General features: G+C 59.3%; 26 protein-coding genes. 8 read left to right on the forward strand and 18 right to left on the reverse strand.

What is annotated here, in order from left to right; translation table 11 throughout:
- The first annotated feature begins 339 nt into the window (after positions 1-339).
- Positions 340-1008 carry an ATP-dependent Clp protease proteolytic subunit gene (locus AAHA41_RS05425; RefSeq protein WP_279008470.1) on the forward strand — a complete coding sequence of 223 codons (669 nt, stop codon included), beginning with the start codon at positions 340-342 and terminating at the stop codon, positions 1006-1008.
- 180 nt (positions 1009-1188) lie between these two features.
- Here AAHA41_RS05425 and maiA read toward each other — a convergent pair whose 3' ends face one another.
- The 10 genes from maiA to AAHA41_RS05475 form a co-directional block, all read right to left on the reverse strand.
- Entirely contained in the window at positions 1189-1827 is a 639-nt protein-coding gene (gene maiA / locus AAHA41_RS05430) for a maleylacetoacetate isomerase (protein ID WP_323070268.1), read from the reverse strand.
- Positions 1828-1896: 69 nt separating this feature from the next.
- On the reverse strand, positions 1897-2892 hold the full coding sequence (locus AAHA41_RS05435; RefSeq protein ID WP_323070267.1) for a fumarylacetoacetate hydrolase family protein: 996 nt from the start codon (positions 2890-2892) through the stop codon (positions 1897-1899).
- Positions 2893-2902: 10 nt separating this feature from the next.
- Positions 2903-4054 (reverse strand): homogentisate 1,2-dioxygenase, encoded by a 1152-nt coding sequence (locus AAHA41_RS05440; protein WP_323070266.1) that lies wholly within the window; start codon positions 4052-4054, stop codon positions 2903-2905.
- Complete coding sequence (hppD, locus tag AAHA41_RS05445) at positions 4047-5183, reverse strand: 4-hydroxyphenylpyruvate dioxygenase (RefSeq protein ID WP_323070265.1); 1137 nt, start codon at positions 5181-5183, stop codon at positions 4047-4049. Before hppD ends, AAHA41_RS05440 begins: the two co-directional genes overlap by 8 nt.
- A 224-nt stretch (positions 5184-5407) precedes the next feature.
- Positions 5408-6034 (reverse strand): HAD family hydrolase, encoded by a 627-nt coding sequence (locus AAHA41_RS05450; protein WP_323070264.1) that lies wholly within the window; start codon positions 6032-6034, stop codon positions 5408-5410.
- A gap of 79 nt (positions 6035-6113) precedes the next feature.
- On the reverse strand, positions 6114-6776 hold the full coding sequence (locus tag AAHA41_RS05455) for a TIGR01621 family pseudouridine synthase (RefSeq protein WP_041209372.1): 663 nt from the start codon (positions 6774-6776) through the stop codon (positions 6114-6116).
- 161 nt (positions 6777-6937) lie between these two features.
- Positions 6938-7630, reverse strand: coding sequence for an ABC transporter permease (locus AAHA41_RS05460; protein WP_041209371.1), 693 nt, complete (start codon positions 7628-7630; stop codon positions 6938-6940).
- A 3-nt stretch (positions 7631-7633) separates the two neighbouring features.
- Positions 7634-8374 carry an ABC transporter permease gene (locus tag AAHA41_RS05465; protein WP_041209370.1) on the reverse strand — a complete coding sequence of 247 codons (741 nt, stop codon included), beginning with the start codon at positions 8372-8374 and terminating at the stop codon, positions 7634-7636.
- 215 nt (positions 8375-8589) lie between these two features.
- The gene (locus tag AAHA41_RS05470; protein ID WP_041209369.1) at positions 8590-9363 is read right to left on the reverse strand and encodes an ABC transporter substrate-binding protein; all 774 of its coding nucleotides are present in this window, start codon (positions 9361-9363) and stop codon (positions 8590-8592) included.
- 50 nt (positions 9364-9413) lie between these two features.
- Positions 9414-10184 carry an ABC transporter ATP-binding protein gene (locus tag AAHA41_RS05475; RefSeq protein ID WP_033115996.1) on the reverse strand — a complete coding sequence of 257 codons (771 nt, stop codon included), beginning with the start codon at positions 10182-10184 and terminating at the stop codon, positions 9414-9416.
- A 533-nt stretch (positions 10185-10717) separates the two neighbouring features.
- Between AAHA41_RS05475 and AAHA41_RS05480 the strand changes: the two genes are divergently transcribed.
- A complete protein-coding gene (locus AAHA41_RS05480; protein ID WP_042030018.1) occupies positions 10718-11620 on the forward strand; it encodes a lysine exporter LysO family protein in 903 nt (300 codons plus the stop codon).
- 83 nt (positions 11621-11703) lie between these two features.
- Here AAHA41_RS05480 and iadA read toward each other — a convergent pair whose 3' ends face one another.
- On the reverse strand, positions 11704-12834 hold the full coding sequence (iadA, locus tag AAHA41_RS05485; RefSeq protein WP_323070271.1) for a beta-aspartyl-peptidase: 1131 nt from the start codon (positions 12832-12834) through the stop codon (positions 11704-11706).
- Between the two features lie 163 nt (positions 12835-12997).
- Between iadA and AAHA41_RS05490 the strand changes: the two genes are divergently transcribed.
- A complete protein-coding gene (locus AAHA41_RS05490) occupies positions 12998-13615 on the forward strand; it encodes an ACP phosphodiesterase (RefSeq protein WP_323070263.1) in 618 nt (205 codons plus the stop codon).
- Between the two features lie 67 nt (positions 13616-13682).
- Here the strand turns inward: AAHA41_RS05490 and AAHA41_RS05495 are convergent, their stop codons facing one another.
- Both AAHA41_RS05495 and arsC read right to left on the reverse strand, forming a co-directional pair.
- Positions 13683-14066: a DUF2069 domain-containing protein gene (locus tag AAHA41_RS05495; RefSeq protein ID WP_108571256.1), complete on the reverse strand. Its 384-nt coding sequence runs from the start codon at positions 14064-14066 to the stop codon at positions 13683-13685.
- Positions 14063-14413, reverse strand: coding sequence for an arsenate reductase (glutaredoxin) (arsC, locus tag AAHA41_RS05500; RefSeq protein WP_124243495.1), 351 nt, complete (start codon positions 14411-14413; stop codon positions 14063-14065). Before arsC ends, AAHA41_RS05495 begins: the two co-directional genes overlap by 4 nt.
- A 60-nt stretch (positions 14414-14473) precedes the next feature.
- Here arsC and AAHA41_RS05505 point away from each other — a divergent pair, with 60 nt between their 5' ends.
- On the forward strand, positions 14474-14956 hold the full coding sequence (locus AAHA41_RS05505) for a TlpA disulfide reductase family protein (RefSeq protein ID WP_323070262.1): 483 nt from the start codon (positions 14474-14476) through the stop codon (positions 14954-14956).
- A gap of 92 nt (positions 14957-15048) precedes the next feature.
- Here AAHA41_RS05505 and AAHA41_RS05510 read toward each other — a convergent pair whose 3' ends face one another.
- Positions 15049-16482, reverse strand: a complete 1434-nt coding sequence (locus AAHA41_RS05510; RefSeq protein ID WP_041209364.1) for a M48 family metalloprotease — start codon at positions 16480-16482, stop codon at positions 15049-15051.
- A 142-nt stretch (positions 16483-16624) separates the two neighbouring features.
- Between AAHA41_RS05510 and AAHA41_RS05515 the strand changes: the two genes are divergently transcribed.
- From AAHA41_RS05515 to AAHA41_RS05525, 3 genes are read left to right on the forward strand one after another with little or no spacing between them, the layout of a single operon-like run.
- A complete protein-coding gene (locus AAHA41_RS05515; RefSeq protein ID WP_042029966.1) occupies positions 16625-16858 on the forward strand; it encodes a sulfurtransferase TusA family protein in 234 nt (77 codons plus the stop codon).
- A gap of 25 nt (positions 16859-16883) precedes the next feature.
- Positions 16884-17954 (forward strand): AI-2E family transporter, encoded by a 1071-nt coding sequence (locus tag AAHA41_RS05520; protein ID WP_042029968.1) that lies wholly within the window; start codon positions 16884-16886, stop codon positions 17952-17954.
- A 35-nt stretch (positions 17955-17989) separates the two neighbouring features.
- Entirely contained in the window at positions 17990-18796 is an 807-nt protein-coding gene (locus AAHA41_RS05525) for a MipA/OmpV family protein (protein WP_323070261.1), read from the forward strand.
- A gap of 104 nt (positions 18797-18900) precedes the next feature.
- On the opposite strand, the gene AAHA41_RS05530 is transcribed toward AAHA41_RS05525, so the two are convergent.
- A complete protein-coding gene (locus tag AAHA41_RS05530; RefSeq protein WP_323070260.1) occupies positions 18901-19701 on the reverse strand; it encodes an alpha/beta fold hydrolase in 801 nt (266 codons plus the stop codon).
- Positions 19702-19815: 114 nt separating this feature from the next.
- Here AAHA41_RS05530 and ppk2 point away from each other — a divergent pair, with 114 nt between their 5' ends.
- Positions 19816-20631 (forward strand): polyphosphate kinase 2, encoded by an 816-nt coding sequence (ppk2, locus tag AAHA41_RS05535; protein ID WP_041209359.1) that lies wholly within the window; start codon positions 19816-19818, stop codon positions 20629-20631.
- Positions 20632-20739: 108 nt separating this feature from the next.
- On the opposite strand, the gene ugpC is transcribed toward ppk2, so the two are convergent.
- The 3 genes from ugpC to malF form a co-directional block, all read right to left on the reverse strand.
- Complete coding sequence (ugpC, locus tag AAHA41_RS05540; protein ID WP_042029975.1) at positions 20740-21876, reverse strand: sn-glycerol-3-phosphate ABC transporter ATP-binding protein UgpC; 1137 nt, start codon at positions 21874-21876, stop codon at positions 20740-20742.
- A 69-nt stretch (positions 21877-21945) separates the two neighbouring features.
- The gene (gene malG / locus AAHA41_RS05545) at positions 21946-22836 is read right to left on the reverse strand and encodes a maltose ABC transporter permease MalG (protein ID WP_041209357.1); all 891 of its coding nucleotides are present in this window, start codon (positions 22834-22836) and stop codon (positions 21946-21948) included.
- A 12-nt stretch (positions 22837-22848) separates the two neighbouring features.
- Positions 22849-24501, reverse strand: coding sequence for a maltose ABC transporter permease MalF (malF, locus tag AAHA41_RS05550; RefSeq protein WP_041209356.1), 1653 nt, complete (start codon positions 24499-24501; stop codon positions 22849-22851).
- Between the last annotated feature and the right edge of the window lie 21 nt (positions 24502-24522).

Consider the following 24522-nt stretch of genomic DNA (forward strand, 5'->3'; position numbering starts at 1 on the left):
GCGGCTAACGCCAAATAGCAAAAAGCCCTTCACCACGGTGAAGGGCTTTTTCTTATGGCAAATAGAGTAAACCGACGATCAGAACATGGCCCATAAAACCGACGTTGAAAGTGAGCATAGGCTCGGGCAGAGCACCACGTATCGAAAAATGGGATAGGGTATTCCCCTGCTACATAACTGGCACTATGGCATTCGTCATGTGGAGGTGAAATCAGGGTAGCCGACACTGTATTAATGCAGGTATCAATTGACAGCATTTCATTTTTCAGATGCCGATATTTGAAATAGTGATATTGTCAGCAACCATGTGTCCCTGAATATATTATCAATGAGGTATCTATGTTGAGAAAAAAACTAATTTTGCTTGCTCTGACATTACCGCTACATGTGCACGCCAACATTTTTTTCATCAAGGGAAACACGGTCAATGACACAGATGTAGATAAGGCCGCCATCTACTTCAATGCAGGCATAGACCCGCAGACAGTGGCCTGGCTGTTATCCTCTGTTGATGAAATTAACGGCAATTATCGCAACATTCAAAATATAGATATATATCTCAATAGCGGGGGTGGTGATATGGACTCCGGGTATATGGCCTACGAGGCGTTGCGTAAAAATCCGACGAAGCTGAATATGATTAACGCATCAAATGTGGCCTCTTCTGCAACTATAATTTACTGTGCATCGAATGAGCGTTATGCCATGCCAATGGCATCTTTCTTACTTCATCCTGCTGCCGCGGCAAATGAAATCAATGATTACCTGAAGCCGGATCAGGCACAGCGTATTTTGGACGACGCTGAAAAATACAACTCGCTCTTTCGCACCATTTACTCTTCCTGCACCAAAATTCCGGCAGAGGAGCTAAAGGCCATCACCTCGTCCGAGAGTCGACGTGCAACCTACAACATTGAAAATGCCAAAAAAGTAGGTCTCGTGAATCAGGACATGAAAAAACAGACAACATATCCCGTGACCTATTACATCACGGATATGCAGAACTAATTGATGCAAATCCCGCCATGGCAGCCATTCCAACACACAGGAAGGGCTGCCATGGCTGTTCACAAAACAAGCTTAGTTTTGGCAACAGCGCGAACATATTTCGTGAGTGAGCCAGTCGTCTCACTGGCTCAATGAGTATTCACTGCTTTAGCCATCAAAATGCTGCATCGCGCGATCCGATCAGGGTTGCGCGTCTGGCTGGTTTGCGGGGGCGGCCTTGATAAAGGCTTGCAACTGTTCGCAGTTGGCGACGATGCGGCGGATAGTGGGGTAATCGTCCAGCGTCATCTCGTAGCGGCGGGCGTTGTAGACCTGGGGCACCAGCATGCAATCCGCCAGAGTGACCTCGTTGCCGACGCAGTAGATACCGGCGGTGGTCATCAACAGCTGTTCAAGGGCGGTAAAGGTTTCGTCAATCCAGTGGCTATACCAAACCGCCTCCTGCTCCTTGCCCACCCTGAAGTGCTCTTCCAGATAGTTGAGCACCCGCAGGTTGTTGAGCGGGTGGATATCACAGGCGATCATGTTGACTATCTGGCGTACCTTGGCGCGTGCCTCGGGGGCTGAGGGCATCAGGGGATGGGCGGGATAAGTTTCGTCAAGGTACTCCATGATGGCGACCGACTGACCGATCTGCACATCGCCATCCACCAGAAAGGGCACCAGCCCCTGCGGGTTGATCCGTTTGTAACTCTTCTCGCGCTGCTCCCCCTGCCGCAAATTGATCGGGTGCTGCTCATAATCCAGTCCCTTGAGCTGCAACACGATCCGCACCCGAAAACTGGCTGACGAGCGCCAGTAGCCAAACAACTGCAACATACTTCGTCCTTCTTTTGTCAGCCGACAGGCAGCCTCGCCCCCTGTCGGCCCCCCATCTCTCGGGGATCATCACTCTGTCTGGCTGCCACCCTGCACCACTTGCTGGGAGAGTGTGCCAAACAGACTCTTGCCATTGCGATCCAGCATGGTGATGGCCACTCTATCACCAAATTTCATATAGGGGGTTATAGCTTGATCACAATCAAGAATTTCCAGCATGCGCCGCTCGGCGATACAGGATGAGCCGGCGCTGCGATCGTAGTTGGAGACGGTGCCGGAGCCGATGATGCAACCCGCCCCGAGCTGTCTGGTCTTGGCTGCATGGGCAATCAGCTCGAAGAAGTTGAAGGTCATGTCCACCCCGGCTTCTGGCGCACCGAACAGCGCACCGTTGAGGTGGGTCAGAAGCGGCAGATGGACCTTGCCATCGAGCCAGTCATCCCCCAGCTCATCCGGGGTGATGGCCACCGGCGAGAAGGCGCTGGACGGTTTGGACTGGAAGAAGCCAAAGCCCTTGGCAAGCTCGCCCGGAATGAGGTTACGCAGGCTCACATCGTTGACCAGCATCAGCAATTTGACGTGGCTGGCGGCCCCCTGCGGGCTTACCCCCATCGGCACATCGTCGGTGATGATGGCCACTTCCGACTCGAAATCGATCCCCCACTCCTCGGAGCCCATGACAATCGGCCCACGAGGGGCGAGGAAGCTGTCGGAGCCCCCCTGATACATCAGCGGATCGTGCCAGAAGCTCTCCGGCATCTCGGCGCCGCGGGCCTTGCGCACCAGCTCCACATGGTTGACGTAGGCGCTGCCATCGGCCCACTGATAGGCGCGCGGCAGCGGAGAGAGGCAAGACGCTTCGTCAAAGGCGAACGAGTCAGCCGCTCGGCCCTCGTTAAGCTGCTGATAGACAGCCTCCAGCTTGGGGGCGACCTCGGCCCACTCGTCGAGGGCGGCCTGCAACGTCGGGGCAATCTCGCTCACCCGCACCGCCCGGCTCAGATCCCGGCTCACCACCACCAAAACGCCATCGCGCTTGCCATTGTTCAATGTTGCCAATTTCATAAGCGATTCCTTATTTGCCGGCAGCAGCGTCCGGGCGCTGCCAGCTGGATACATACCGGGTGTTCTCGATCCGTTCGCACAGACTGCCGACGTTCAGCGCATCGCGGGTATCGAGCATGACCGCTACCTCGTCGGTGAACTTCTTGGCATAGGCCTGCCCTGCCGCAAACGCCTTGGGATGGGGGCCGTGGGTGAAACCGGCAGGGTGGAAGGTGACCATGCCCCGCTCGATATTGTCCCGGCTGAAGAAATCCCCGGCGTGGTAAAAGAGCACCTCGTCGTAATCGTCATTGCTGTGATAGAAGGGCACCTTGAGGGCGCCGGGGTCGCTCTCGATGGGGCGCGGCACGAAGGTACAAATCACGAAGCGACTCGCAACAAAGGTCGAATGGGCCGACGGCGGCAGATGGTAGCGGTGGCTCATCAGCGGGCGGATATCCCGCCAGTTGAGGCGCACCACGCTCAAATCCCCGTGCCACCCCTGCGCGTCCAGCGGGTTGAAGGGCCAGGTGATGACCGACACCTGATCGTGGCGCTTCACCTGCAGCGACCAGGGATTCTCATCCTGCTGGGCCAAAAAGCGCTCGTTGATGGCGGGCACATCCAGCGCCGCCGGGTCGAAGATGGCGTGATTGCCCACCAGCCCCTTGTCCGGTAGCTGATAGCTGTCGTTGGTCGCCTCGATCATCAGGATGAACAGGGGCGCCGTCGGCTCGATGCGCCACATGGTGCCACGGGGGATCACCACATAGTCACCATCCCGCAGGGTCAGGTGGCCGTAGTCGCAGAAGAACTCGCCGCCCCCCTCGTGGATAAAGAGCAGCTCGTCACCGTCGGCATTGCGCACCAGAAACGGCATCGCCTCGGAGTGCCGCCATATCCGGTAGCGACAGTGGGGGTTGCTGAGAATGTCGGGGGCCACCCAGGGGGAGAGGGAGCTCACCTCTTCCTGGAGGGCATTGAGGTCAAACAGCCGTGGCCGCAGTGGCCCTTCCCAACTGCTCCAGTCGGTGGGGGCATGCTTGTGGTGCATGTGGGTGGCGGGGCCAAAAAAGCCGCTGCGCCCCAGCTCGCGCTCATAGATGGCCTGCTCCGGCAGGTCGGCATGGGCCTGACGGGAGTGGGTCCCCTCCCGATGGGGGAAGTTAATCCAGTTACGCATCGCTCGCTCCCTCTTTGCGGGCACCCTTCTCATCCTCGCCGCCATCCAGCACGCCGCGGCGGATCTGGTCCAACTCGATCGATTCAAAGAGCGCCTTGAAATTGCCCTCGCCAAACCCTTCGTTGCCCTTGCGCTGGATGATCTCGAAGAAGACCGGGCCAATCACGGTGTCGGTGAAGATCTGCAGCAGGATGCCATCCTTGGTGGGGGAGCCGTCGATGAGGATGCGCAGCTCTTTGAGGGCAGCCAGATCCTCCTGATGCCCCTCGACACGACTGTTCACCTTCTCGTAGTAGGTATCCGGGGTCGGCATAAAGCCGGTGCCGCGGCTGCGCAGGGTGCGGATGGTGTGGTAGATGTCGGCCGAGGAGAGTGCGATGTGCTGGATCCCCTCCCCCTTGTACTGGCGCAGGTACTCCTCAATCTGGGACTTGTCATCCGCCGACTCGTTGATGGGGATGCGGATCTTGCCGCAGGGAGCCGTCATAGCGCGTGAATGCAGCCCGGTCAGCTTGCCCTCGATATCGAAGTAGCGAATTTCACGGAAGTTGCCGATCCGCTCGTAGAAATTGGACCAGACATCCATATTGCCGCGATGGACGTTGTGGGTCAGGTGATCGATCTCGATGAGACCGGCATCCACCTCCGCCATCCGGGCCTGCCAGTCGGGGTAGAAGACAAAATCCACATCGTAGATGGAGCCCTTGTCGCCATAACGGTCAACAAAAGAGAGGGTGCTCTCGCCGATACCGTAGATGGCGGGAATATTGAGCTCCATCGGGCCAATCTTGCCGACAAAGGGCTTGGCCCCCTTGGCGATGGCGAACTGCTGTGCCTTGCCCGCATCGCTCACCCGAAATGCCATGCCGCAAACGCTCGGCCCATGCAGGCTGGCAAACTGCTCCGCCTGGGAGTGGGGCTCGGCATTGACCACGAAGTTGATATCCCCCTGCCGGTAGAGCCAGCACTGCTTGTGTTTGTGCTTGGCGACCTCGGCAAACCCGAGCGACACAAACAGGCTCTTGAGGGCGGCAATCCCCTTGGCATCGGGGGCCGTGTACTCGACGAACTCGAAACCGTCAGTGCCTAACGGATTGATGGTATGGGTGGCGGAAGAGGTGGCATTCATCGGGCGCTCCTTGCTCTTGATTCGGTTAAAACGGATTGCGGCACGCAGCGGCGCAGCAAGTGTTAACAACTTGTTTCATTAGAGGCAGGGCGTAGCAGGAAGAGAAGAGGCAGGTTGCAGATAGTTTTTCGCAGCTGGCAGCAAAAGATGTAAATGGATTGTGACATTCAAGCCGCAGCCCTGCGGATCAAAGTGTGACGACCCGCATGGCTGTCAGCTTTGCCTTACAGTTGCCAGTTTTTGACCATCAGATGGGGCAAGCGGGCACGGGCTTTTTGCAGTCGCGTGGGCGTCGGATTGATCAACCACGCCTCTTTCCCCAACCCCAGCAGCGGCAGATCGTGCAGGCTGTCGCTCAAGGCCAGCTCGGTATCAAGGGCGCAGATCTCTGGCAGCAGCTTGTGCTGACCGTGGCAGTAGAAGCGCGGCATCAGGCCGCCAAGCCGGTAGTGCATTTGCGAGCCAATAATCCGGTGGGGCAACTGGCCGGGCAGTTGATGATAGAGCTGGGCCCGTACCAGCGCCCGCGGGCTGGCGGAGATCACCCAGCAGCGATGCCCTTCTTCTCCAAGCAGCCGATGCGCCTCGCGAAAGAGCCCCGGACGGGTGTGGCTGTAGGCGCGCACCAGCTTGCGCCAACCAAGGGGAGAGAGCCAAAGCGTGATGGCCCACCAGATAAGGGAGATGCCGCGCCGCCGCTGGTTGGGCACCAGATAGACCAAACCACCCAGCGTAATCACCGGCAACAGCAGCAGCGGCCAGATCCGGCGCCGCAGGATATAGCGCAGCAGACCGGCGTGGCTGTCGCCGGGGGCCAGGGTGTCGTCAAAGTCGGCAAGGATCCAGCGCACAGCACTCCCGCACTCTCGATTCCCCCCACTCTCTTTCGGCACCACTGGTTCAGCTGGCGAGCGGCTTATCATGGGAGCCTCAAGGCGTAAGAGCGGCAATCGCGGCGGTCAGCTCGGGGGTGACAAACTCGGTCCCCTGCGTGGGCGGGCAGACAAAATCGAACGGCTCGCCAGCCAGAGTAAAGCTAAGCCGCCAGGCATGCAGATAACCGCGATCGGCTGACGTGCCGCCATAGCGCTCATCCCCGAGAATGGGGGCGCCGATGCTTTTGAGGGCAACCCGGATCTGGTGGGTCTTGCCGGTCTGCGGTTTGATGCGATAGAGCCGCAGCCCCTCGCGCACCGACACTGAATCAAACCAGCTGATGGCAGGATTATCCAGCGTACGCGCCAGCATCCAGCTGCCGCCGCGCCCCTTTTGCATATCCCCCTTCACCCAGCCCTGCTTCTTCTTGGGTTTGCGATCGGAGAGCGCCAGATACTGTTTGCTCACCTCGCGGGCCGCAAAGGCCATGCTCAGTTCGCGGTTCGCCTCCGTGGTGCGGGCCAGCAGCACCAGACCGGAGGTCATCTTGTCGAGCCGGTGTACCGGATAGAGGGTCAGACCCGTATCGGCCTTCACCCGATTGACCAGCCCGGGCTCAGTCTCTCCTCCCTCTTCTCCCTTCTCGTCATGCATGCCGATGCCGGGCTGCTTGTCGATAACCAGAAAATCGGCGTGTTGAAACAGGATCCGGTACATAACACCTCGGCGAACTGGAAAAAGGCAGCAACCGGCACGGCGGCTGCTCTCGGGCAGGCATTGTCCCTGCTCGGCCACCATTTGGCAAACGGCCGATGGCGATTGCCGGGCGAAAAAAAGCCCCGTCGACATGGCGGGGCTTTTCATCTGGCGTTAACCGGTCACACACTGCGCGGGCGCAGATGGGCGTGCCAGCGAGTCTCCCACTTCTTGAACAGCCAGACGATGACAAAGGTGAGCAACATATAGAGCAGACCGGCTGTCAAAAACGCCTCGAACGGACTGTAGTAGCGGGAGTTGATGATCCGCGCTGCGCCGGTCAGATCGACGATGGTGATGATGCCCGCAACCGCCGAGCCTTGCAGCATGAAGATCACCTCGTTGCTGTAGGCAGGCAGCGCCCGGCGAAACGAGTTGGGCAGAATGATCCGGGTCAGGGTCTGCCAGCGGGTCATGCCAAAGGAGTTGGCCGCCTCAATCTGGCCACGCGGCATGTTGTGTACCGCCCCGCGCACGATTTCTGCGGTATAGGCGCCGGTGTTGAGGGTAAATGCCAGCAACGCGCAGAACCAGGCCTCGGAGAAGAGCGACCAGGCAGCACTGTTCTTCAGCCACTCCCATTGGGCAGCACCGTAGTAGATGATAAAGAGCTGCACCAGCAGTGGAGTGCCGCGAAAGAAGTATATGTAGGCCCAGATCGGCCCTTTGATCAGCCAGTTGCGGCTGTTGCGCAAAATGCCCAGGGGAATGGCGATCATCAGGCCAAGCAGCAGGGAGAGTGCCACCAGCCAGACCGTGGTGTAGAGCCCCTCCCAGTAGGTGGGCCACTCTTTGAGAATGATTGAGAAATCCATGGCTTACCTCGTTTTGATGGCGTAGTGACGCTCGGCCCACTTGAGCGCCGAGGTAGAGACGGCAGTGAAGATCAGGAAGATGAGCGCCACGGCCATGTAGAAGGTAAAGGGTTGCTGGGTCGAACCCGCCGCCAGCGACGCTTTGCGCACCATGTCATCAAGCCCGATGATGGAGACCAGCGCGGTGGTTTTGAGTAGCACCAGCCAGTTGTTGCCAAAGCCCGGCAGGGCGTGGCGCATCATCTGGGGAAAGAGGATCCGCACAAAGAGTTGGCTCGAACGCATGCCGAAGGCACGGGCCGCCTCCAGCTCCCCCTTGTCCACCGCCAGAATGGCGCCGCGGAAGGTCTCGGTCATATAGGCGCCGAAGATAAAGCCGATGGTCGCCACACCGGCGGCAAACGGGCTGATATCCACATAATCGGGCAGCAGGGAGACCCACTCCTGAGACGGGTTGCTCTGCAGCAACCAGTTATTGTAGGTCTCGTTGACCCAGGAACAGACGGCGTTGATGAACACCTGGCCGCCAAAGAAGAGCAGCATCATCAGCACCAGATCGGGAATGCCGCGGATCAGGGTGGTATAGCTGCTGGCAATGGCGCGGGCCCACTTGTAAGGGGAGAGCTTGGCGAGCGCCCCCAGCATGCCGAGCAGCAGCGCCAGCAGCAGGGAGGCGAGCGCTACCTCCAGCGTGACCCAGGCGCCCTCCAGCAACGAGGCTTCGTATCCTTTCAAATCAAACATATGCAGCTCCATTGCAACTTCTCGAGTGGGCTGATGCCTCTGAACAACAAGAGAACCCACATCTTTAACACGGTCAGATGCAGCTCCATTGCAATTAATAGGGCCCATCGCTCCATACGGAGAGAACGGGCCCGATGACAACTGGCGAGGTGAGCCGGTCGGCCTGTTATTCGCTATCTATGTGGCGAATGACTCACCGTACACGGCTCCAGTTTTTACTCGCCGTATACGTCGAACTCAAAGTACTTGTCGTTGATCGCCTTGTACTTGCCATTGGCACGCAGTGCCAGAATGGCGGCGTTGAATTTCTCTTTCAGATCCTTGTCAGCCTTGCGCACCGCAATACCGGCACCCTCGCCAAACCACTTGGGATCGGTCAGTTTCGGGCCGACGAATTCAAAGGCATCGCCCCCCTCTTTCTTGAACAGACCGTCGGTGATGGCAGCGGAGTCGGCCAGCACATAGTCGACACGGCCAGATTTCAGATCGAGATAGGCTTCATCGGCAGTGCCGTAACGCTTGATGGTGGCGTTCGGGAAGTTGTCGGTAATGAAGGTATCCATGGAGGTAGCACGCTGCACCGCCACGGTTTTCCCTTCCATGAAGGCCTTGTCGAGCTTGACGTCAGTCCCTTTCTTGGCGGCAAAGCGAGCCGGAATGTGCTGGTACTTCTGAGTGAAGTCCACCTTCTTCTTGCGCTCTTCAGTGATGTCCATGGTGGCGATGATGGCGTCAAACTTGCGCGACAGCAGCGCCGGAATGATACCGTCCCAATCCTGCTTGACCAGGGTGCACTTCACTTTCATCTCTTCGCACAGGGCATTGGCGATGTCGATATCAAACCCTTTTACCTCGCCATTGGGCTCGGTCCAGGAGAAGGGGGGATAGGCACCCTCAACCCCGATACGCACCTCTTTCCACTCCTTGGCCATCAGGCTGCCGGAAGAGAGGGCAGCAATCACGGTAGTCGCCAGCATCAGCTTGTTCATGTATCTCTCCTTGATAAAACAGTCGATCGTGTAAATCCGGGCTCCGGCCATCAATAGATGGAGGAGATGAATTGTTTGAACCGCTCGGATTTGGGATGGGCAAAAATCTCTTTGGGGTTGCCCTCCTCCTCCACTCTTCCCTGATGCAGGAACATCACCTTGTTCGATACATCGCGGGCAAATGACATCTCGTGGGTCACCACCAGCATGGTACGCCCCTCTTCGGCCAGCTCGCGCATCAGGCCAAGTACCTCACCCACCAGCTCGGGATCGAGCGCCGAGGTGGGTTCATCAAAGAGCATCACCTCGGGCTCCACCGCCAGCGCACGGGCGATGGCGGCACGCTGCTGCTGACCGCCGGAGAGGTGACCCGGGTAGTAGTCGCGCCGTTCCCAGAGTCCAACCCGGTTGAGCAGCTGCTCCGCCTTGGCGATCGCCTCGGCACGGGGCACCTTGAGCACCTGGATCGGCACTTCGATGATGTTCTGCATGATGGTCATGTGCGACCAGAGATTGAAGCTTTGGAAAACCATCGCCAGCCGGCTGCGAATGCGCTCAACCTGACGCATATCTTCCGGCAACCGTTCGCCGGAACGGCTGGTTTTCATCCGGATCAATTCACCATGGAGGGAGACGCTGCCGGATGAGGGGGTTTCCAACAGATTGATACAGCGCAGAAAAGTCGACTTCCCCGAACCCGAGGAGCCGATAAGGGAGATGACATCCCCCTTGTGGGCAGTCATGTCGATGCCCTTGAGCACTTCGTGGGTGCCAAAATATTTGTGCAGATCACGTACTTCCAGTGCGGCAACGTCGCTCATCCATTACAACCTTGTCTGTCCCTAGACGCCGCAGGGGCGTGACTCCACCATCGCCAACTTAACAAAAATTTAACCGATGGTAACCTTCAGCGAAAATATCACCCGGATAGTGAAAAAACAATATGGAACGCGGGGATCCTGGTTAATCGCTCTATTTTTATTCGACTATCACGTATTTTTCAGCACTTTGTTTGCATAAACAGCCGTTTCATCGGCGTTTGGAATACCGCCTTTTTATACCCCAATCATGGCCGTGGCAAGAGAAAAACCACTTTCGGCCCGTAACGACTCCAAAATGGCTTTATGCAGCCACTCCCCATGCAGATTCTGGCTGGAGCGAATGGATCAAACTGATTTTATTGGCCCCTTGTCAGGAAGCTGCGTTCCCCTTCGCACACCCCACATCAAGCTGAAAAGTAACAACTCCCTAATAAATGGCCCCGACACCCCATGGAAAGCGAGAGAAATGTGACACAGAGCCAATAAGTAATGATAAGGTGGGATTTTTATCAGTTTTTGTGATCGAGGCCCCGATGTTGCTCAATGTCTTGCTGATCCTGTTGCCACTGGTGATCGGCTATCTGGTTCCCCTCTCCTCCGCCCGATTGATCAAGCTGGTCAATCAGGGGCTGGGCAAGATGGTCTACCTCATTCTCTTTCTGATGGGGCTGGGGCTTGCCTATGTGGAGAACCTTGGCAGCAACCTCGCCGTCATCTTCAAAGTGGCCGGGATCATGCTCGGCGCCATTACCCTCTGCAACCTGCTGGCCCTCTGGTGGCTCGACAAGCGCTCGCCGCCGACCCATGCCGCCAGCGATGCCAAAATGCCGAGCAAGCTCCACCTCCTGTGGGAGTCGCTGCAGCTCTGCTTTGTGGTACTGGGCGGTGTGCTGCTGGGTCTGCTGGTAGATCTGCGCGCCCTGCCCATCGACAAGTGGAGCGAGTGGGCGCTGATGCTACTGCTCTTTCTGGTCGGGGTGCAGATGCGCAACTCCGGCATGCGGCTGCGCCAGATCCTGCTCAACCCCTGGGGGATGAAGATCGCCGCCACCGTCATTGTCAGCAGCTGGCTCGGCAGCCTGCTGGCGGCCCAGCTGCTGGGCATGCCCCTGGCTCACGGGCTGGCGCTGGGATCGAGTTTTGGCTGGTACTCGCTCTCCGGTATTCTGGTGGCCGACAAGCTGGGGCCTGTGCTGGGCTCTGCCGCCTTTATCAACGATCTGGGACGCGAGCTTATCGCCATCCTGATCATTCCGATCCTGATGCGGCGTCACCCCTCAGCGGCTATCGGTTATGGCGGCGCCACCGCCCTCGACTTCACCCTGCCGGTCATCCAGAAGTCGGGGGGCATCACCGTCGTGCCAGTGGCCATTGTCTCCGGCTTTATCCTGAGCCTGCTCGGCCCCATCCTGATCCTCGGCTTTCTGGCTATCTAGGCTGCCTCTCCCCAGCAAAAAGCCCGACACGGTTGTCGGGCTTTTTGTTTGGAAATCGATACGTGCAATAAAACGCCAAGTGTTTAGCTACGCCACTGACCGCCGCTCATCACCTTCGTGATGGCGAGCGAAGCTGACTTGATCAGCAGCAAGTCAGCATCCTGACCGACCCCGATCCGCCCCTTGCCGCCAAGCCCCAGCGCCTGCGCCGGGTTGGCGCTCACGACCGCCAGCGCCACCTCGAGCGGCACCCCGAGTTGGCAGGCTCGAACACACTCCTGCCACAGGCTGGCGATCTGGCCGCAGCGCATCTCGATAAGACGTCCCTCGCCATCAAAGCGCGGCAGACTGGCGTTGGCATCCGAGCTGAAGCTGATGCGATCGGCTGGTACGTTGGCGGCCAACAGCTCCACCAGCGCATCGGCCGCCAGCCGCTCGCCATCCTCAACCAGATCGGGAAAGCTGGAAGTGGTGAGATCGACCCAGCCTCCCGCCTTGCCCCACTCAAGCGCCTCGGCGAAGAGCCAGGGGTTGCGGTTGCAGTGGGTCGGATAGAGCTGGCGCAGCGGAATATCGGTCTTGTCGCGCAGCGCCCGCAGCGGCGCCAGTGCGCCCTGACCATCCCCCAGATGAAAGAAGCTGACCCCGCTCTTGCCCGCGAGCAACCCGGCCACCCGCGCCTCGCTCACCAGACGGGCCAGCTCGTCATGGGTTGGTGCGCTGGATCTGTGGTCGCTGATGGCCACCTCCCCCACCCCCAACACTTCAGGGATCAGGATGATGTCTGACTCCACCGTGCCGGTGATGCTCTTGACCGGCAGATGGTAGGAGCCAGTGTACATGAAGGCGCTCACGCCGGCGGCGCGAAACTCACGCACCTTGCCGAGCACCTGAGCCGGCGAGCGGGTCAGACTGTCGGTACCAAGCGCCGCCACCAGCGTGGTCACTCCGGCCTTGAGCGCCTCGCTCGCCGCCAGTTCGGGGGTACGAAAGGCAAAGCCCCCCTCACCGCCACCTCCCGTAATATGGGCCAGCGGATCCACCATGCCGGGCACCAGATAGTGGCCCCGTCCATCAACGCGCACCAGTGGCCAGTCGGCGGGCACGCTCATTCCCTTGCCCATCCAGGCGATGCGGCCATCCGCCACCAGCAGATCCTGCTGGCCAAGGTAGGCGGGGCTGAAAATTTCGGCCCCCTCGATCAGGGTCAACATCATGGTTACTCCTCGCTCAATACCGTGACATGCCATCAGGCAGATGAACTATTTACCCACTATTGGCGCGCCGGTGAAAGCACTTCCTGAACAAGACTTTCATGAGAGATGGAAGATCCGCTACTCTCAGCGGCACTATCCGTTCGCAGGCCCCGCTTTCATCATGAACTTTCTGGCTCACCTTCATCTGGCCGCCCACACCGGAAGCTCCCTCACCGGCAACCTGCTCGGCGATTTTGTCAAAGGCTCGCTGCCAACGGGCCTTGCCGCACCGTTTGACGAGGGGATCTGGCTGCACCGCAAAATTGATGCCTTCACCGATGGCCATCCCGAGCACAAGGCGGCCGTCGCCTGTTTCGAGGCCCCCTGGCGCCGTTTTGGCGGCATAGTGGTGGATATGCTCTACGACCACTGGCTGAGCCAGCACTGGCAAGCGTTCAGCGCAGACCCCTTGCCCCGCTTTCTCGCACAGAGCTATGGCCAGTTGCTGGCTGATCACCACGTCTTGCCAGAGGGGTTGCCGCTCCCCCTCAAACGGATGGCCGAGCAGAACTGGATCGCCTCCTATCAGCGCAAAGAGGGGCTGGCGCAGGCCCTCAATGGTATTGGCCGCCGACTACGCCGCCCGATGCCGCTCGGCGATGCGCTGCTCACCCTCGATGCGGCTCAATGGCGAGGGTGCGAAGCAGGATTTCTGCGCTTCTACCCCCAACTGATGGGTCACAGCGTGCAGCAGCTGGCCCTGCTCCGGGCTGATTCGGGTCTGATATCACCGCCATAAAAAACGCCCCTTGCGGGGCGTTCTTCATCACATTGCTGCACGTTACTTCTTGCATTACTTGGCTTCGTCACTTGGCTTCGTCTTTCTTCTTGCGAATGCTGAGGCCCAGTTCGCGGCCACGCAGACGGGCGTAGTAGATGGTGCCGACAAACGCGAGGGTGGTGAACAGCAGCTCCACCACCGCCAGCCAACGCTCCCCCTCATCCGTGGTGATCAGGGTCAGGGCGTGGAGGAAATAGGGCATCAGCACGAAGTTGCCCCAAGCGTGGGTATAGGGGTTGCCCTGCACTATCCCCTTGAGGGGGAAGAGCAGCGGCACCGTCCAGATCACCGGCAGCAGCCAGGGGTTGAGGTCGGGATGGGGCGAGAGCCACAGATGCCAGAGGATGACCCAGCCCAGCAGACCAAAGAAGCCGACCAGGGTCAGCAGACGGGCAAAGCGGGTGCTCACTTGAGGATCTCCAGCACCTGCTCCGGCGGGCGACCAATGCGGGCCTGACCATTCTTGATGACGATGGGGCGCTCGATCAGCTTGGGATGCTGGTGCATGGCACGAATAAGGTCGTCTCCGTTCACTTCGCCGAGGCCCAGCTCCTTGTAGAGATCTTCCTTGGTGCGCATCAGCTGGCGCGGGTCGCTAAAGCCAAGCAGGGTCAGCAGCTTGCGGATCTCCTCTTCACTCGGGGCCTGCTCCAGATAGAGCACTACATCAGGGGCGATCCCGTGCTGTTCCAGCAGCGCAAGGGTTTCACGGCTCTTCGAGCAGCGCGGATTGTGGTAGATTTGGGTCTCGCTCATGGTAACTCCCTGATTAATCGCAAGATGGGACAAGAAACGGCGCTATTGTAGGGGAAAGTGATGGTCAGGGTAAGCGGCAGTGGAAAGGAATTGATACGAATTTGTTGGCTGATTGTGGCTGGCCTGCTGGGCGCCTGCACGCCCGCCCCCGAATTTACCGACGCGGCGGGGCAAACGGTGGCCCTTGACCACTTTGCCGGCAAGCCGCTCTTGGTCAACTACTTCGCCCCCTGGTGCGCCCCCTGCCTGCGGGAGATGCCGCACCTCAACGCGCTGGCTGCCGAGGGAGAGATCGCCGTGGTGGCAATCAACTACGACCCGACCACCTCGGCAGAGCTGGACAAGCTGGCCGCCCAGTACCACATCAAGGTGCCGCTCCTTATTGCCAATGAGGATGCCAGGCTCCCCTTCCCTCGCCCAAGCGGGCTGCCTACCAGCTACCTGCTCGATAGTGAGGGCAAGCTCAAACAGACGCTGGTTGGTGAACTGGGTCAATCGCAGATCGACGCCCTCAAGGCATCCATCAGGCATCCGGACAACTGAGCGGCCCACAGCGCTCAAAGCTGTTTCTCTGACTCACCATAAACAACAAGGGCGCACTCTGGTGCGCCCTTGTTATTGGCAATAACCTCTCATTACCCCTTGAGGCTGTCGAGATCCTTCTTGGCCCGCTCCAGCTCAGTGATACGCGCCTCCAGTCTGGCCAGAGTCATCCGGTCACTGGTGGTGCCACGCGCCACGATCAGCTCGTCGATAGCCGCCTGATAATCACCGCGCAGAGAGAGGATTTCAGCCCGCGCCATGTGCAGCTCGGTCATTCTGCCCGCCTTGCGATAGGCGTCGGAAAGCAGGTTCCAGGCCAGATTGTTCTCCTCATGCGCGCGGGCATAGGGATCGAGGATGGCGATGGACTTCTTGTAGTTGCCGCTTTCGAGATAGGCGTTGCCAAGGTTGACCACCACCACCTCGTTGTCCGGCATCTGGCTGCGGAACTTCTCGAGGCGCGCGATGGCCTGGGCACTGCGTCCCTTGGCCAGGTCGATGTCGGTCTGGGCATCGACGATAAAGAGATCTTCCGGATGACGGGTGGCCAGCTCTTTCATCAGCGAGTCCGCTTCGTCGGTGCGTTTGAGCTGGATCAGCGCCAGCGCCTTGCCGTAGATGGCGGCATCCTTGAGCGGATAATCCCCTTTCTGGATCCGGCTGTCGAAGTAACTCAGCATCCCCTGCGGGGTATCGGTGCCATAGCGCACCTGAATGCGCACCTTGGCCAGCCAAAAGTCGAGGCTCGGCGGCAAGTCGCGGCGGCCATAGCTGCTCGCCCGGGCACGGGCCTCGCTGATCCGGGTCTCCGGCAGCGGGTGAGTCAGCAGCATTTCTGGCGGCTTGCTGGCATAGCGATACTCGGCAGCCAGTTTCTGGAAGAAGTTGGCCATCCCCATGGGATCGAAACCGGCATCGTAGAGGGTCTTCATGCCGATCCGGTCCGCTTCGTATTCGTTGTCGCGGGTGTAGTTGATGGCAGACTGCATGGAGAGGCCCAGCGTGGTCTGCAACGCGGCGATACCGGCGGTAGGGTTGATCACTGCCAGCGCGATGGAGCCCACCAGACCGGCCAGGGTCACCGCCGAGCTGCTTGCCTGCGCTTCCATATAGCGGGCGATGTGGCGCTGGGTCACGTGGGTGATTTCGTGGGCCAGCACCGAGGCGAGCTCGCTCTCGCTGTCGGCGTAGAGAAACAGGCCTGTGTGCACCTTGACCCGCCCACCAAGGAAGGCGGCCGCGTTGATGCTGGGATCGTTAATCAGGAAGAAGGTAAACGGGAAACGCACCCCATCGGCGTTGGAGAGCAGGCGCTGCCCCAGATCGTCGATATATTGGCTCAACACGGGATCATCGATGATCGGCAAACCGGCACGGGCAAAGCGCATGAAGGCGTTGCCATAGCGTACCTCCTGCTCGATGGGCAGGGCCGATACCCCGGCGGTACCTATGTCGGGAAGCTGATTGTTCGCCTCGGCATGAAACGTGGCGCCCATCAGGGAAGCCAGCAGGGGAAGTGATGCCATCAGGGGGGAAAAGCGTGCCACGTTATCTCTATCTCCATCAGAAAGGGCCTCGGCAGAATACCCTTGCCCATCAAGGGCTACAAGCGTTGTTTCATGCTCTTATCACGGCCATAATAGCGGCCATCTGCGTGATGGAGCCCCCATGGAATATCTCGACCTGACCCCCTGGCGCTGTCCCGAGCCGCTGATCCGGCTCAAGCTCTGGTTGCGGGAGGCCAAAACCGGTCAAACCGTGACCATTCGGCTGGCCGATGCGGGCTCCCGGCAGGATATTCCGGCCTATCTGCAGCGTCTCGGCCACGGGGTCATTCTCACTCCGGAGCCGGATAATACCCTCTCTTTGCAGCTGGTTGTCGGGGCGACACAGCCATCTTGAGCCCCTGTCGTGTAAGGATGCAGTCATGTTAGAAGTCTTGAAGCGCTGGTATCAGACCCGGTTCTCCGATCCCGATGCCGTTACCCTCTTCCTGTTGCTGGTCTTCTGCTTTGCCATCATCTGGCTGTTTGGCGATCTGCTGGCCCCCCTGCTGGTGGCGCTGGTGATGGCCTACCTGCTGGAGTGGCCGGTGGCCCGGCTGCAGAAGGCGGGGCTGTCGCGCACCCTGGCCACCAGCGTCATTCTGATCCTATTTATTACGGTGGCGGTCGCCGCCCTCCTGGGCCTTATCCCGACCCTGGTGAGCCAAGGGATCAATCTGGCCAAAGAGGCGCCGGCCATGCTGACCCACGCTCAGGATTATGTCCGCACCCTGCCTGACCGCTATCCCGAACTCATCGACGTCAGTCTGGTGGAGACCGTCATCGACAACATCCGCCAGCGCATTCTCAGCGGCGGCGAGCATCTGGTGAGCGCCTCGCTCAGCTCGCTGGTGAACGTGGTCGCCATCATGATCTACCTGATCCTGGTGCCACTGATGGTCTTCTTCATGCTCAAGGACAAGCGGGTCTTGATGGGCAGCCTGCGCCGCTTCCTGCCGCGCAACCGCACCCTGGTCAACCGGGTGTGGGTCGAGATGAACAACCAGATCATCAACTACATCCGCGGCAAGGTGATCGAGATACTCATCGTAGGCATCGCCACCTATGTCCCCTTCGCCCTGATGGGACTGCGCTATTCGGTGCTGCTGGCGGTCGCAGTCGGCTTCTCGGTGCTGATCCCCTACATAGGCGCCGCCGTGGTGACGGTGCCGGTGGCCATGGTCGCCCTGTTCCAGTGGGGCCTCACCCCGGAGTTCGCCTGGCTGATGGTGGCCTATCTGGTCATTCAGGCCCTCGATGGCAACCTGCTGGTACCGGTGCTCTTCTCGGAGGCAGTCAACCTCCATCCGGTCGCCATCATCATCGCCGTGCTGGTCTTTGGCGGATTGTGGGGATTCTGGGGGGTCTTCTTCGCCATTCCCCTCGCCACCCTGGTCAAGGCGGTGATCAATGCCTGGCCAAAACGCGAAGATCTGCCGAGCGCCGCAAAATAACCCACTTCCCATGCAATCGTGACAACGGAGTGTCCATGACCTTTTTTCGTCAAATCAGAGCGGCAGGGCTGACGGCCCTGCTCCTCGCTGCCGCCCTGCCCGCCCGCGCCGATATCGACCTTGGCTCCATGGATCTGCTCACCAGCGACAGCCCCACCAGTCCGGTGCCACAAGGCTTTGTCGCCGGTGCGGCGCTCATCGGGGGACAAGCCCGCTATGAGGCGCAGGATAATGCCACCTACGCCATCCCGGGCTTTATCTACTTCGGCAAGCAGTTCATGTTTCTCGGCGATCGGGCGCGCTACTACTTCCACAAGGATGAACATGTCGCCCTGTATGGCTATGGCCGGGTGCGTTTTGGCAATCTGGATCCCGAGGATTCTCCCGCCTTCAGCGGCATGGAACAGCGAAAATGGCAGCTGGAAGGCGGGATCGGTGGCAACATCATCACCCCCTACGCCCTGCTGACCGTGCGGGCCAACAGCGATATCACCGGCCGCAGCAAGGGTCAGGAGCTGCTGCTGTGGGCCGACTTCCCCATTCAGCGCAACAACCTGCTCATCATGCCGGGGATGGGGGTGATACTGCGCAGCGACAAGATGGCCAACTACTACTTCGGCGGCATTTCCGAGAGCGAGGCCACCGCCCAGCGTCCAGCCTGGGATACGGGCTCAACCCTCTCCCCCATGGCGGCGCTCATCACCAGCTACCGCTTCAGTCCCAACTGGATTGGCATGTTCGCCATGAACTACGAATTGTATGATCGAGACATCAAAAACAGCCCCATCGTCCAGCACGACGGCGAACTCTATGCAGGATTTGCCTTGGGCTATATCTGGTAACGGTGATAAGCCGTGAGATACGAACAAAAAAGGGAGCCCTCGGCTCCCTTTTCACGACCATCTTCAGGCTGGTAGTACCGCCTGTTCAGGCTGCCCATTCAGGCTTACAGCGCTGCCAGAAACTCGGTCAGCTGCTGATTGACGAAGGCCGGATTTTCCAGCGACGAGATGTGGCCAGCTGCCGGGATCTCTCTGAACGGGCAACCCAGTACCTCGGCCATCAGATAGCCCTCCAGCACCGGGCGCGCCTTGTCCTCGCAGCCGGTCATCACCAACGCAGGCACCGTCATCTCTTCCAGCCACTCGATGCGATCTTCGCGGGTCACAAAACTACGCCCCACCGCCACCATGGCGGCGATCTTATCCTTTGGCCAGGCGGCAAGGCGCGCCTTGAAACCGCTCATCAGCGCCTCATCAGGCTGATTGGCAAAAAAGAGCGGCGCTACCTGTTCGACGATGGGCGCCGGAATGGTGCCGAGCTGCTCGATCATCGCCAGCATGCCGAGGTAGCGTTCGCAGGTAATCTGCGGTTCGAGGCCAACGAAACTGTCCATCAGCACCAGTCCCTTGAGGCGAGCTGGGGCCATGCGCGCCAGTTCCACACCCCACATGCCACCGATGGAGAGGCCCACCAGCACGAACTCGTCAACCCCGAGGGCATCGAGCAGCGCCAGATTATCGCGCGCCAGGGTTGCCAGCGTGCAGGCGCCTTCCGGAAGCAGATCGGAATCGCCATGGCCCCACAGCTCGGGAACGATGCAGCGATAACTACCCTTGAGCGCCTCGATTTGCGGTGCCCACATGGCGCTGTCCCACAGATAGCTATGGCCAAACAGCAGTACCGGCCCTTGCCCTTCATCCAGATAGGCCATCCGGCGGCCCGCTATCTCCATAAAATGCTTCATGTTATCTCCTGTTGCCAGCGATGGGCGGGCAGTGTATCACGTCCCCCTTGGCAGTCGACTCTCCCTGGTGCAAGCTGAAGTGACGGCAAGAAGGGACTCAAAGAGGAGAAGAAGATGCCGAAGGACAAGAGCAAGAAGCGGCCACGTCTGGACAAGAAATGTTATGAACACCACCTAGCCCACCTGCAGGAGGAGCTGGTCAAGCTGCAGGAGTGGGTCAAGCAGGAGGGGCTCAAGGTGGTGGTACTGTTCGAGGGACGGGACGCTGCCGGCAAGGGGGGGGTCATCAAGGCGATCACCGAGCCCCTCAACCCCCGGGTCTGCCGGGTTACGGCGCTGCCCGCCCCCTCGGACCGCGAGCGCTCCCAGTGGTACTTTCAGCGCTATGTCGCCCACCTGCCCGCTGCTGGCGAGATGGTGCTGTTTGACCGCTCCTGGTACAACCGCGCAGGGGTAGAGCGAGTGATGGGCTTTTGCAGCGACGCCGAATATCGCGAGTTTCTGCGCGCCTGCCCCGAGTTCGAGCGGATGCTGATCCGCTCCGGCATCACCTTGATCAAATACTGGTTCTCGGTCTCCGATGAGGAGCAGGAGAAGCGCTTCAAGGAGCGGATCAACACCCCCATCAAGCGCTGGAAGTTCAGCCCGATGGACTTGCAGTCCCGCTCGCGCTGGGTCGAATACTCCCGCGCCAAAGATGACATGTTCACCTACACCGACACCCAAGACAGCCCCTGGTTTGTGGTTGAGGCGGACGACAAGCGCCGCGCCCGCCTCAACTGCATCGCCCATCTGCTGGGCAAGGTGCCCTACGAGGCGATCCACTACGAGCCCATCAAGCTCCCCCCGATCAAGACCGAAGGGTACGAGCGCCCGCCCCTGACCAGCCAGACCTTTGTCCCCGATATTACTGCCGAACTCGAGGGGTGAGCCCAGCTACCGCGCCTGCCGGTTTGGCCAAACGGCAGGCAATAAAAAGCCGGTCGCAAGACCGGCAAAAAGGCATTGAAGATACGGAAAACTTGCACCAAACCGCTATCAGGTACGGATGTACTTGGCGGTGCGGGGGAACGCCTGCTCCTTGGCATCAAACAGATAGCAGGCTTCAGCCGGGATCCCCACGCTGTAGCTCTGACCGGTCGCCACATCCACATCAGAGGTGGTCTTGACGGTAAAGTCGTGACCATCCACATCCATATAGACGAAGGACTCGGCCCCCAGATGCTCGGCAACCTGCACCACGCCACTCAGCTTGCTGTCAGCATGGGCGTGGCTCAGCGGCACCAGATGCTCCGGGCGGATACCCAGCTCAACCTTGTCACCCACCGCGCCACGACGGGCATCGACCCGCACCCGCACGCTGTCGCCGGTAGAGAGCTTGACCACGCACTCCTGCTCGCCAATCTCCATCAGCTCGGCAGCCAGGAAGTTCATCTTGGGCGAACCGATAAAACCGGCCACAAACTTGTTGTCCGGGTTGTGGTAGAGATCCAGCGGTGAACCGAACTGCTCCAGGTTGCTGGCGGCATCGGCCTTGAGCGGACTCAGCACCACAATCTTGTCAGCCAGGGTCATCGCTTCCACCTGATCGTGGGTCACGTAGATGATGGTGGAGTTGAGCTCCTTGTGCAGCTTGGCGATCTCGATCCGCATCTTGACCCGCAACGCGGCGTCGAGGTTGGAGAGCGGCTCGTCAAACAGGAACACCTGCGGCTGCTGCACGATGGAGCGACCGATGGCAACCCGCTGACGCTGACCGCCGGAGAGTGCCTTGGGTTTGCGCTCCAGCAGCGGCTCCAGACCCAGAATTTCAGCGGCACGCATCACCCGCTTGTGGATGTTCTCCTTGTCCATCTTCTTGAGCTTCAGACCAAAGGCCATGTTCTCGTAGATGTTCATGTGCGGATAGAGGGCGTAGGACTGGAACACCATGCCCACGTTGCGCTCTACCGGCGGCACGTCGTTCATGTAGCGACCGCCGATGGTCAGCTCACCGCTGGTGATGTCTTCCAGACCCGCGATCATCCGCAGCAGGGTGGATTTGCCGCAGCCGGACGGGCCGACGAAGACGATGAACTCGCCCTCCTTGATGGAGAGGTTGATATTGCGCAGGGTGTCCTTGTGAACAGCCGGGTCGTAATTTTTGCGAACGTTGTTGAGTACTACTTCAGCCATGACGAGCTCCGCTCTTGAATCTTTGCAAATCGTGATAGCGGGGGGAGTCAGCTCCCCCCGACCATAAACTTAACCTTTCACACCGCCAGCGGTCAGACCGCCAACCAACCAGCGCTGTGCCAGCAGGAACACCACTGTGATGGGGAAGCCGGAGAGCACGGCGGCTGCGGCAAAGTCACCCCACAGGTAGTTCTGCGGATAGAGGTACTGCTGGGCCCCGACCGCCAGGGTCAGATTGTTCACATCCTGCAGCAGGATGGAGGCCATGGGCACCTCGGTAATGGAACCGATAAAGGCCAGAATGAACACCACCGCCAGAATGGGCACCGACAGGGGCAACAGGATCAGGCGGAATGCCTGCCACGGAGTCGCACCGTCGATGGCCGCAGCCTCCTCCAGAGAGGAGTCGATGGTCTCGAAGTAGCCCTTGATGGTCCAGACGTGCAGGGCGATACCGCCCATGTAGGCGAGGATCAGGCCACCGTGGGTGTTGAGACCCAACCAGGGGATGTAGTCACCAATCTTGTTAAAGAGCGCGTAGATGGCCACCAGTGCCAGCACAGCCGGGAACATCTGGAAAATCAGCATGCCCTGCAGGATGGTGGACTTGCCACGAAAACGCAGGCGGGCAAAGGCGTAGGCACAGGTGGTGGAGAGCGTCACGATCATCAGTGCAGTGATGCCGGCGATCTTGATGGAGTTCCACAACCAGGTCAGCACCGGGAAAGGCGGCGGCGTGATGCTGCCGTCGGCGTTGGTGATGGAGATGCCCAGCGCCAGTTTCCAGTGATCCAGGGTCGGATTGGAGGGGATGATCTCCCCTACCGCGAAGTTACCGTTACGGAACGAGATGGCGATAACCATGATCAACGGGAAGATGATCAGCGCCAGGAAGCCCCACATGACCAGGTGGGTTGCCCACACCCGGTATTTGACTGATTTGGGTTGTACGATTGCCATGTTGAAGCCTCCTTACAGCTGTTTGTCGGCTTTGGACAATTTCAGGTTGAGCAGCGCCAGCGCACCTACGATGAGGAAGATGGCGGTGGCGATGGCACTGGCCAGACCGTAGTCCTGACCACCCGATCCCTGGAATGCAATCCGGTAGGTGTAGCTCACCAGCAGGTCGGTGGTACCGGCCGGAGTGCTGGCACCGATGATGTCCGGAGCACCGTTGGTCAACAACTGGATAAGTACGAAGTTGTTGAAGTTGAAGGCAAACGAGGCAATCAACAGCGGGGTCAGCGGCTTCATCAGCAGCGGCACGGTGATCTTGAAGAAGTTCTGCACCGGACCGGCACCGTCCATGGCGGACGCTTCATAGAGATCTTCCGGAATGGCTTTGAGCAGGCCCATGCAGAGGATCATCATGTAGGGGTAGCCCAGCCAGGTGTTGACGATCAGGATCATCACCTTGGCCAGCATGGGATTGGTATACCAGTCCGGCTTGATGCCAAAGGCCGCTTCCAGGAACATGTTGATCTCACCGAAGTTCTGGTTGAACAACCCCTTGAACACCAGGATGGAGATAAACGCCGGAATCGCGTAGGGCAGGATCAACATGACCCGATAGAAGCCGCGCCCCTTGAGCGATTCCCACTGCACCAGACAGGCCAGCACCATACCGATGGCCAGAGTGAACGCCACAGAACAGGCGGAAAAAATCACGGTCCAGACGAAGATCTGCAGGAACGGCGCCTGAATACCCGGGTCAGTCACGATGCGGGCGAAGTTCTTCCAACCCACGCTGACCACAAAGCCCGGAGCGATGCCCTTGCCGACAAACTGGCCCTGATCGTCGATGTACTGGTAGAAACCGGTCTCGCCGTTGGGCAGCATCAACTCGCCGCTCTGGTTGTCGCGCAGCAGGTTGCTGTCTTTGATCACCACGCCGGATTTGAGCACGGCGCCATCCATCAGACGGGTGTACTGGGACTTCTGGGCGGCAAACTTGCGCAGGCTGCTCAGGGTCAGATGGGTGGAACCATCCGGCAGCACCAGATCCAGCGCGCTCAGGTGGGTGCGATGATCCACGATGGCACGAATGGGGGCCGGTTTGCTGGCGATCTCACCAGTGACCGGAGTCAGCTCGATGACCTGAGGAGTTGCCTGTGCCCGCCCTTCACTCACGGCCAGCTCGCGGGCCTTGTTGTTCATCAGGGTAACGGGTTGGCTGATATAGGCGTGATCATCCTGGTTCAGCTGCAGCTGGAACTGGCCGTTGTCGCCACCCAGCAGGGTAAAATCGAATTCACCGCCCGCCACCTTGTAGGTTTTCTTCAGATGGTAATCACGAGCCTGCTCCACGGAGAGCAAGTTGGTACCTGAATAGTTGGTGAAGGCGATGCCAATCGTGTAGGCAAGAGGGAAGATGATAAATACAACCATGCCAGCCACACCCGGAAAGATGTAGCGATGGGCATAGGTCTTCTTGTTCATGAAGACATACAGACCGACGGATACCACCACCAGATCCAGCAGCGCGAATACCCACTCGCCACTGGCGTACATCATCACGGCTGCATAGCCGTTGAGGATGGCGACCAAGGCCGCGATAGTCCACTTAAGCCAGGTGTGCTTATCCTTCGGACCGGCATAGGACTCAACAGAAGGTACTACTTCCATGCCAATTAACCTTTATAACGC

Source organism: Aeromonas sp. SER, from assembly GCF_038739615.1.
Classification (GTDB): Bacteria; Pseudomonadota; Gammaproteobacteria; order Enterobacterales; family Aeromonadaceae; genus Aeromonas; species Aeromonas jandaei.

Bases quoted from the DNA above. Each gene is read 5' to 3' on its own strand.
- AAHA41_RS05425 (WP_279008470.1), top strand. From the start codon at position 340: ATGTTGAGAAAAAAACTAATTTTGCTTGCTCTGACATTACCGCTACAT.
- maiA (WP_323070268.1), bottom strand. From the start codon at position 1,827: ATGTTGCAGTTGTTTGGCTACTGGCGCTCGTCAGCCAGTTTTCGGGTG.
- AAHA41_RS05435 (WP_323070267.1), bottom strand. From the start codon at position 2,892: ATGAAATTGGCAACATTGAACAATGGCAAGCGCGATGGCGTTTTGGTG.
- AAHA41_RS05440 (WP_323070266.1), bottom strand. From the start codon at position 4,054: ATGCGTAACTGGATTAACTTCCCCCATCGGGAGGGGACCCACTCCCGT.
- hppD (WP_323070265.1), bottom strand. From the start codon at position 5,183: ATGAATGCCACCTCTTCCGCCACCCATACCATCAATCCGTTAGGCACT.
- AAHA41_RS05455 (WP_041209372.1), bottom strand. From the start codon at position 6,776: ATGTACCGGATCCTGTTTCAACACGCCGATTTTCTGGTTATCGACAAG.
- AAHA41_RS05460 (WP_041209371.1), bottom strand. From the start codon at position 7,630: ATGGATTTCTCAATCATTCTCAAAGAGTGGCCCACCTACTGGGAGGGG.
- AAHA41_RS05465 (WP_041209370.1), bottom strand. From the start codon at position 8,374: ATGTTTGATTTGAAAGGATACGAAGCCTCGTTGCTGGAGGGCGCCTGG.
- AAHA41_RS05470 (WP_041209369.1), bottom strand. From the start codon at position 9,363: ATGAACAAGCTGATGCTGGCGACTACCGTGATTGCTGCCCTCTCTTCC.
- AAHA41_RS05475 (WP_033115996.1), bottom strand. From the start codon at position 10,184: ATGAGCGACGTTGCCGCACTGGAAGTACGTGATCTGCACAAATATTTT.
- AAHA41_RS05480 (WP_042030018.1), top strand. From the start codon at position 10,718: ATGTTGCTCAATGTCTTGCTGATCCTGTTGCCACTGGTGATCGGCTAT.
- iadA (WP_323070271.1), bottom strand. From the start codon at position 12,834: ATGTTGACCCTGATCGAGGGGGCCGAAATTTTCAGCCCCGCCTACCTT.
- AAHA41_RS05490 (WP_323070263.1), top strand. From the start codon at position 12,998: ATGAACTTTCTGGCTCACCTTCATCTGGCCGCCCACACCGGAAGCTCC.
- arsC (WP_124243495.1), bottom strand. From the start codon at position 14,413: ATGAGCGAGACCCAAATCTACCACAATCCGCGCTGCTCGAAGAGCCGT.
- AAHA41_RS05505 (WP_323070262.1), top strand. From the start codon at position 14,474: ATGGTCAGGGTAAGCGGCAGTGGAAAGGAATTGATACGAATTTGTTGG.
- AAHA41_RS05510 (WP_041209364.1), bottom strand. From the start codon at position 16,482: ATGGCATCACTTCCCCTGCTGGCTTCCCTGATGGGCGCCACGTTTCAT.
- AAHA41_RS05515 (WP_042029966.1), top strand. From the start codon at position 16,625: ATGGAATATCTCGACCTGACCCCCTGGCGCTGTCCCGAGCCGCTGATC.
- AAHA41_RS05520 (WP_042029968.1), top strand. From the start codon at position 16,884: ATGTTAGAAGTCTTGAAGCGCTGGTATCAGACCCGGTTCTCCGATCCC.
- AAHA41_RS05525 (WP_323070261.1), top strand. From the start codon at position 17,990: ATGACCTTTTTTCGTCAAATCAGAGCGGCAGGGCTGACGGCCCTGCTC.
- AAHA41_RS05530 (WP_323070260.1), bottom strand. From the start codon at position 19,701: ATGAAGCATTTTATGGAGATAGCGGGCCGCCGGATGGCCTATCTGGAT.
- ppk2 (WP_041209359.1), top strand. From the start codon at position 19,816: ATGCCGAAGGACAAGAGCAAGAAGCGGCCACGTCTGGACAAGAAATGT.
- ugpC (WP_042029975.1), bottom strand. From the start codon at position 21,876: ATGGCTGAAGTAGTACTCAACAACGTTCGCAAAAATTACGACCCGGCT.
- malG (WP_041209357.1), bottom strand. From the start codon at position 22,836: ATGGCAATCGTACAACCCAAATCAGTCAAATACCGGGTGTGGGCAACC.
- malF (WP_041209356.1), bottom strand. From the start codon at position 24,501: ATGGAAGTAGTACCTTCTGTTGAGTCCTATGCCGGTCCGAAGGATAAG.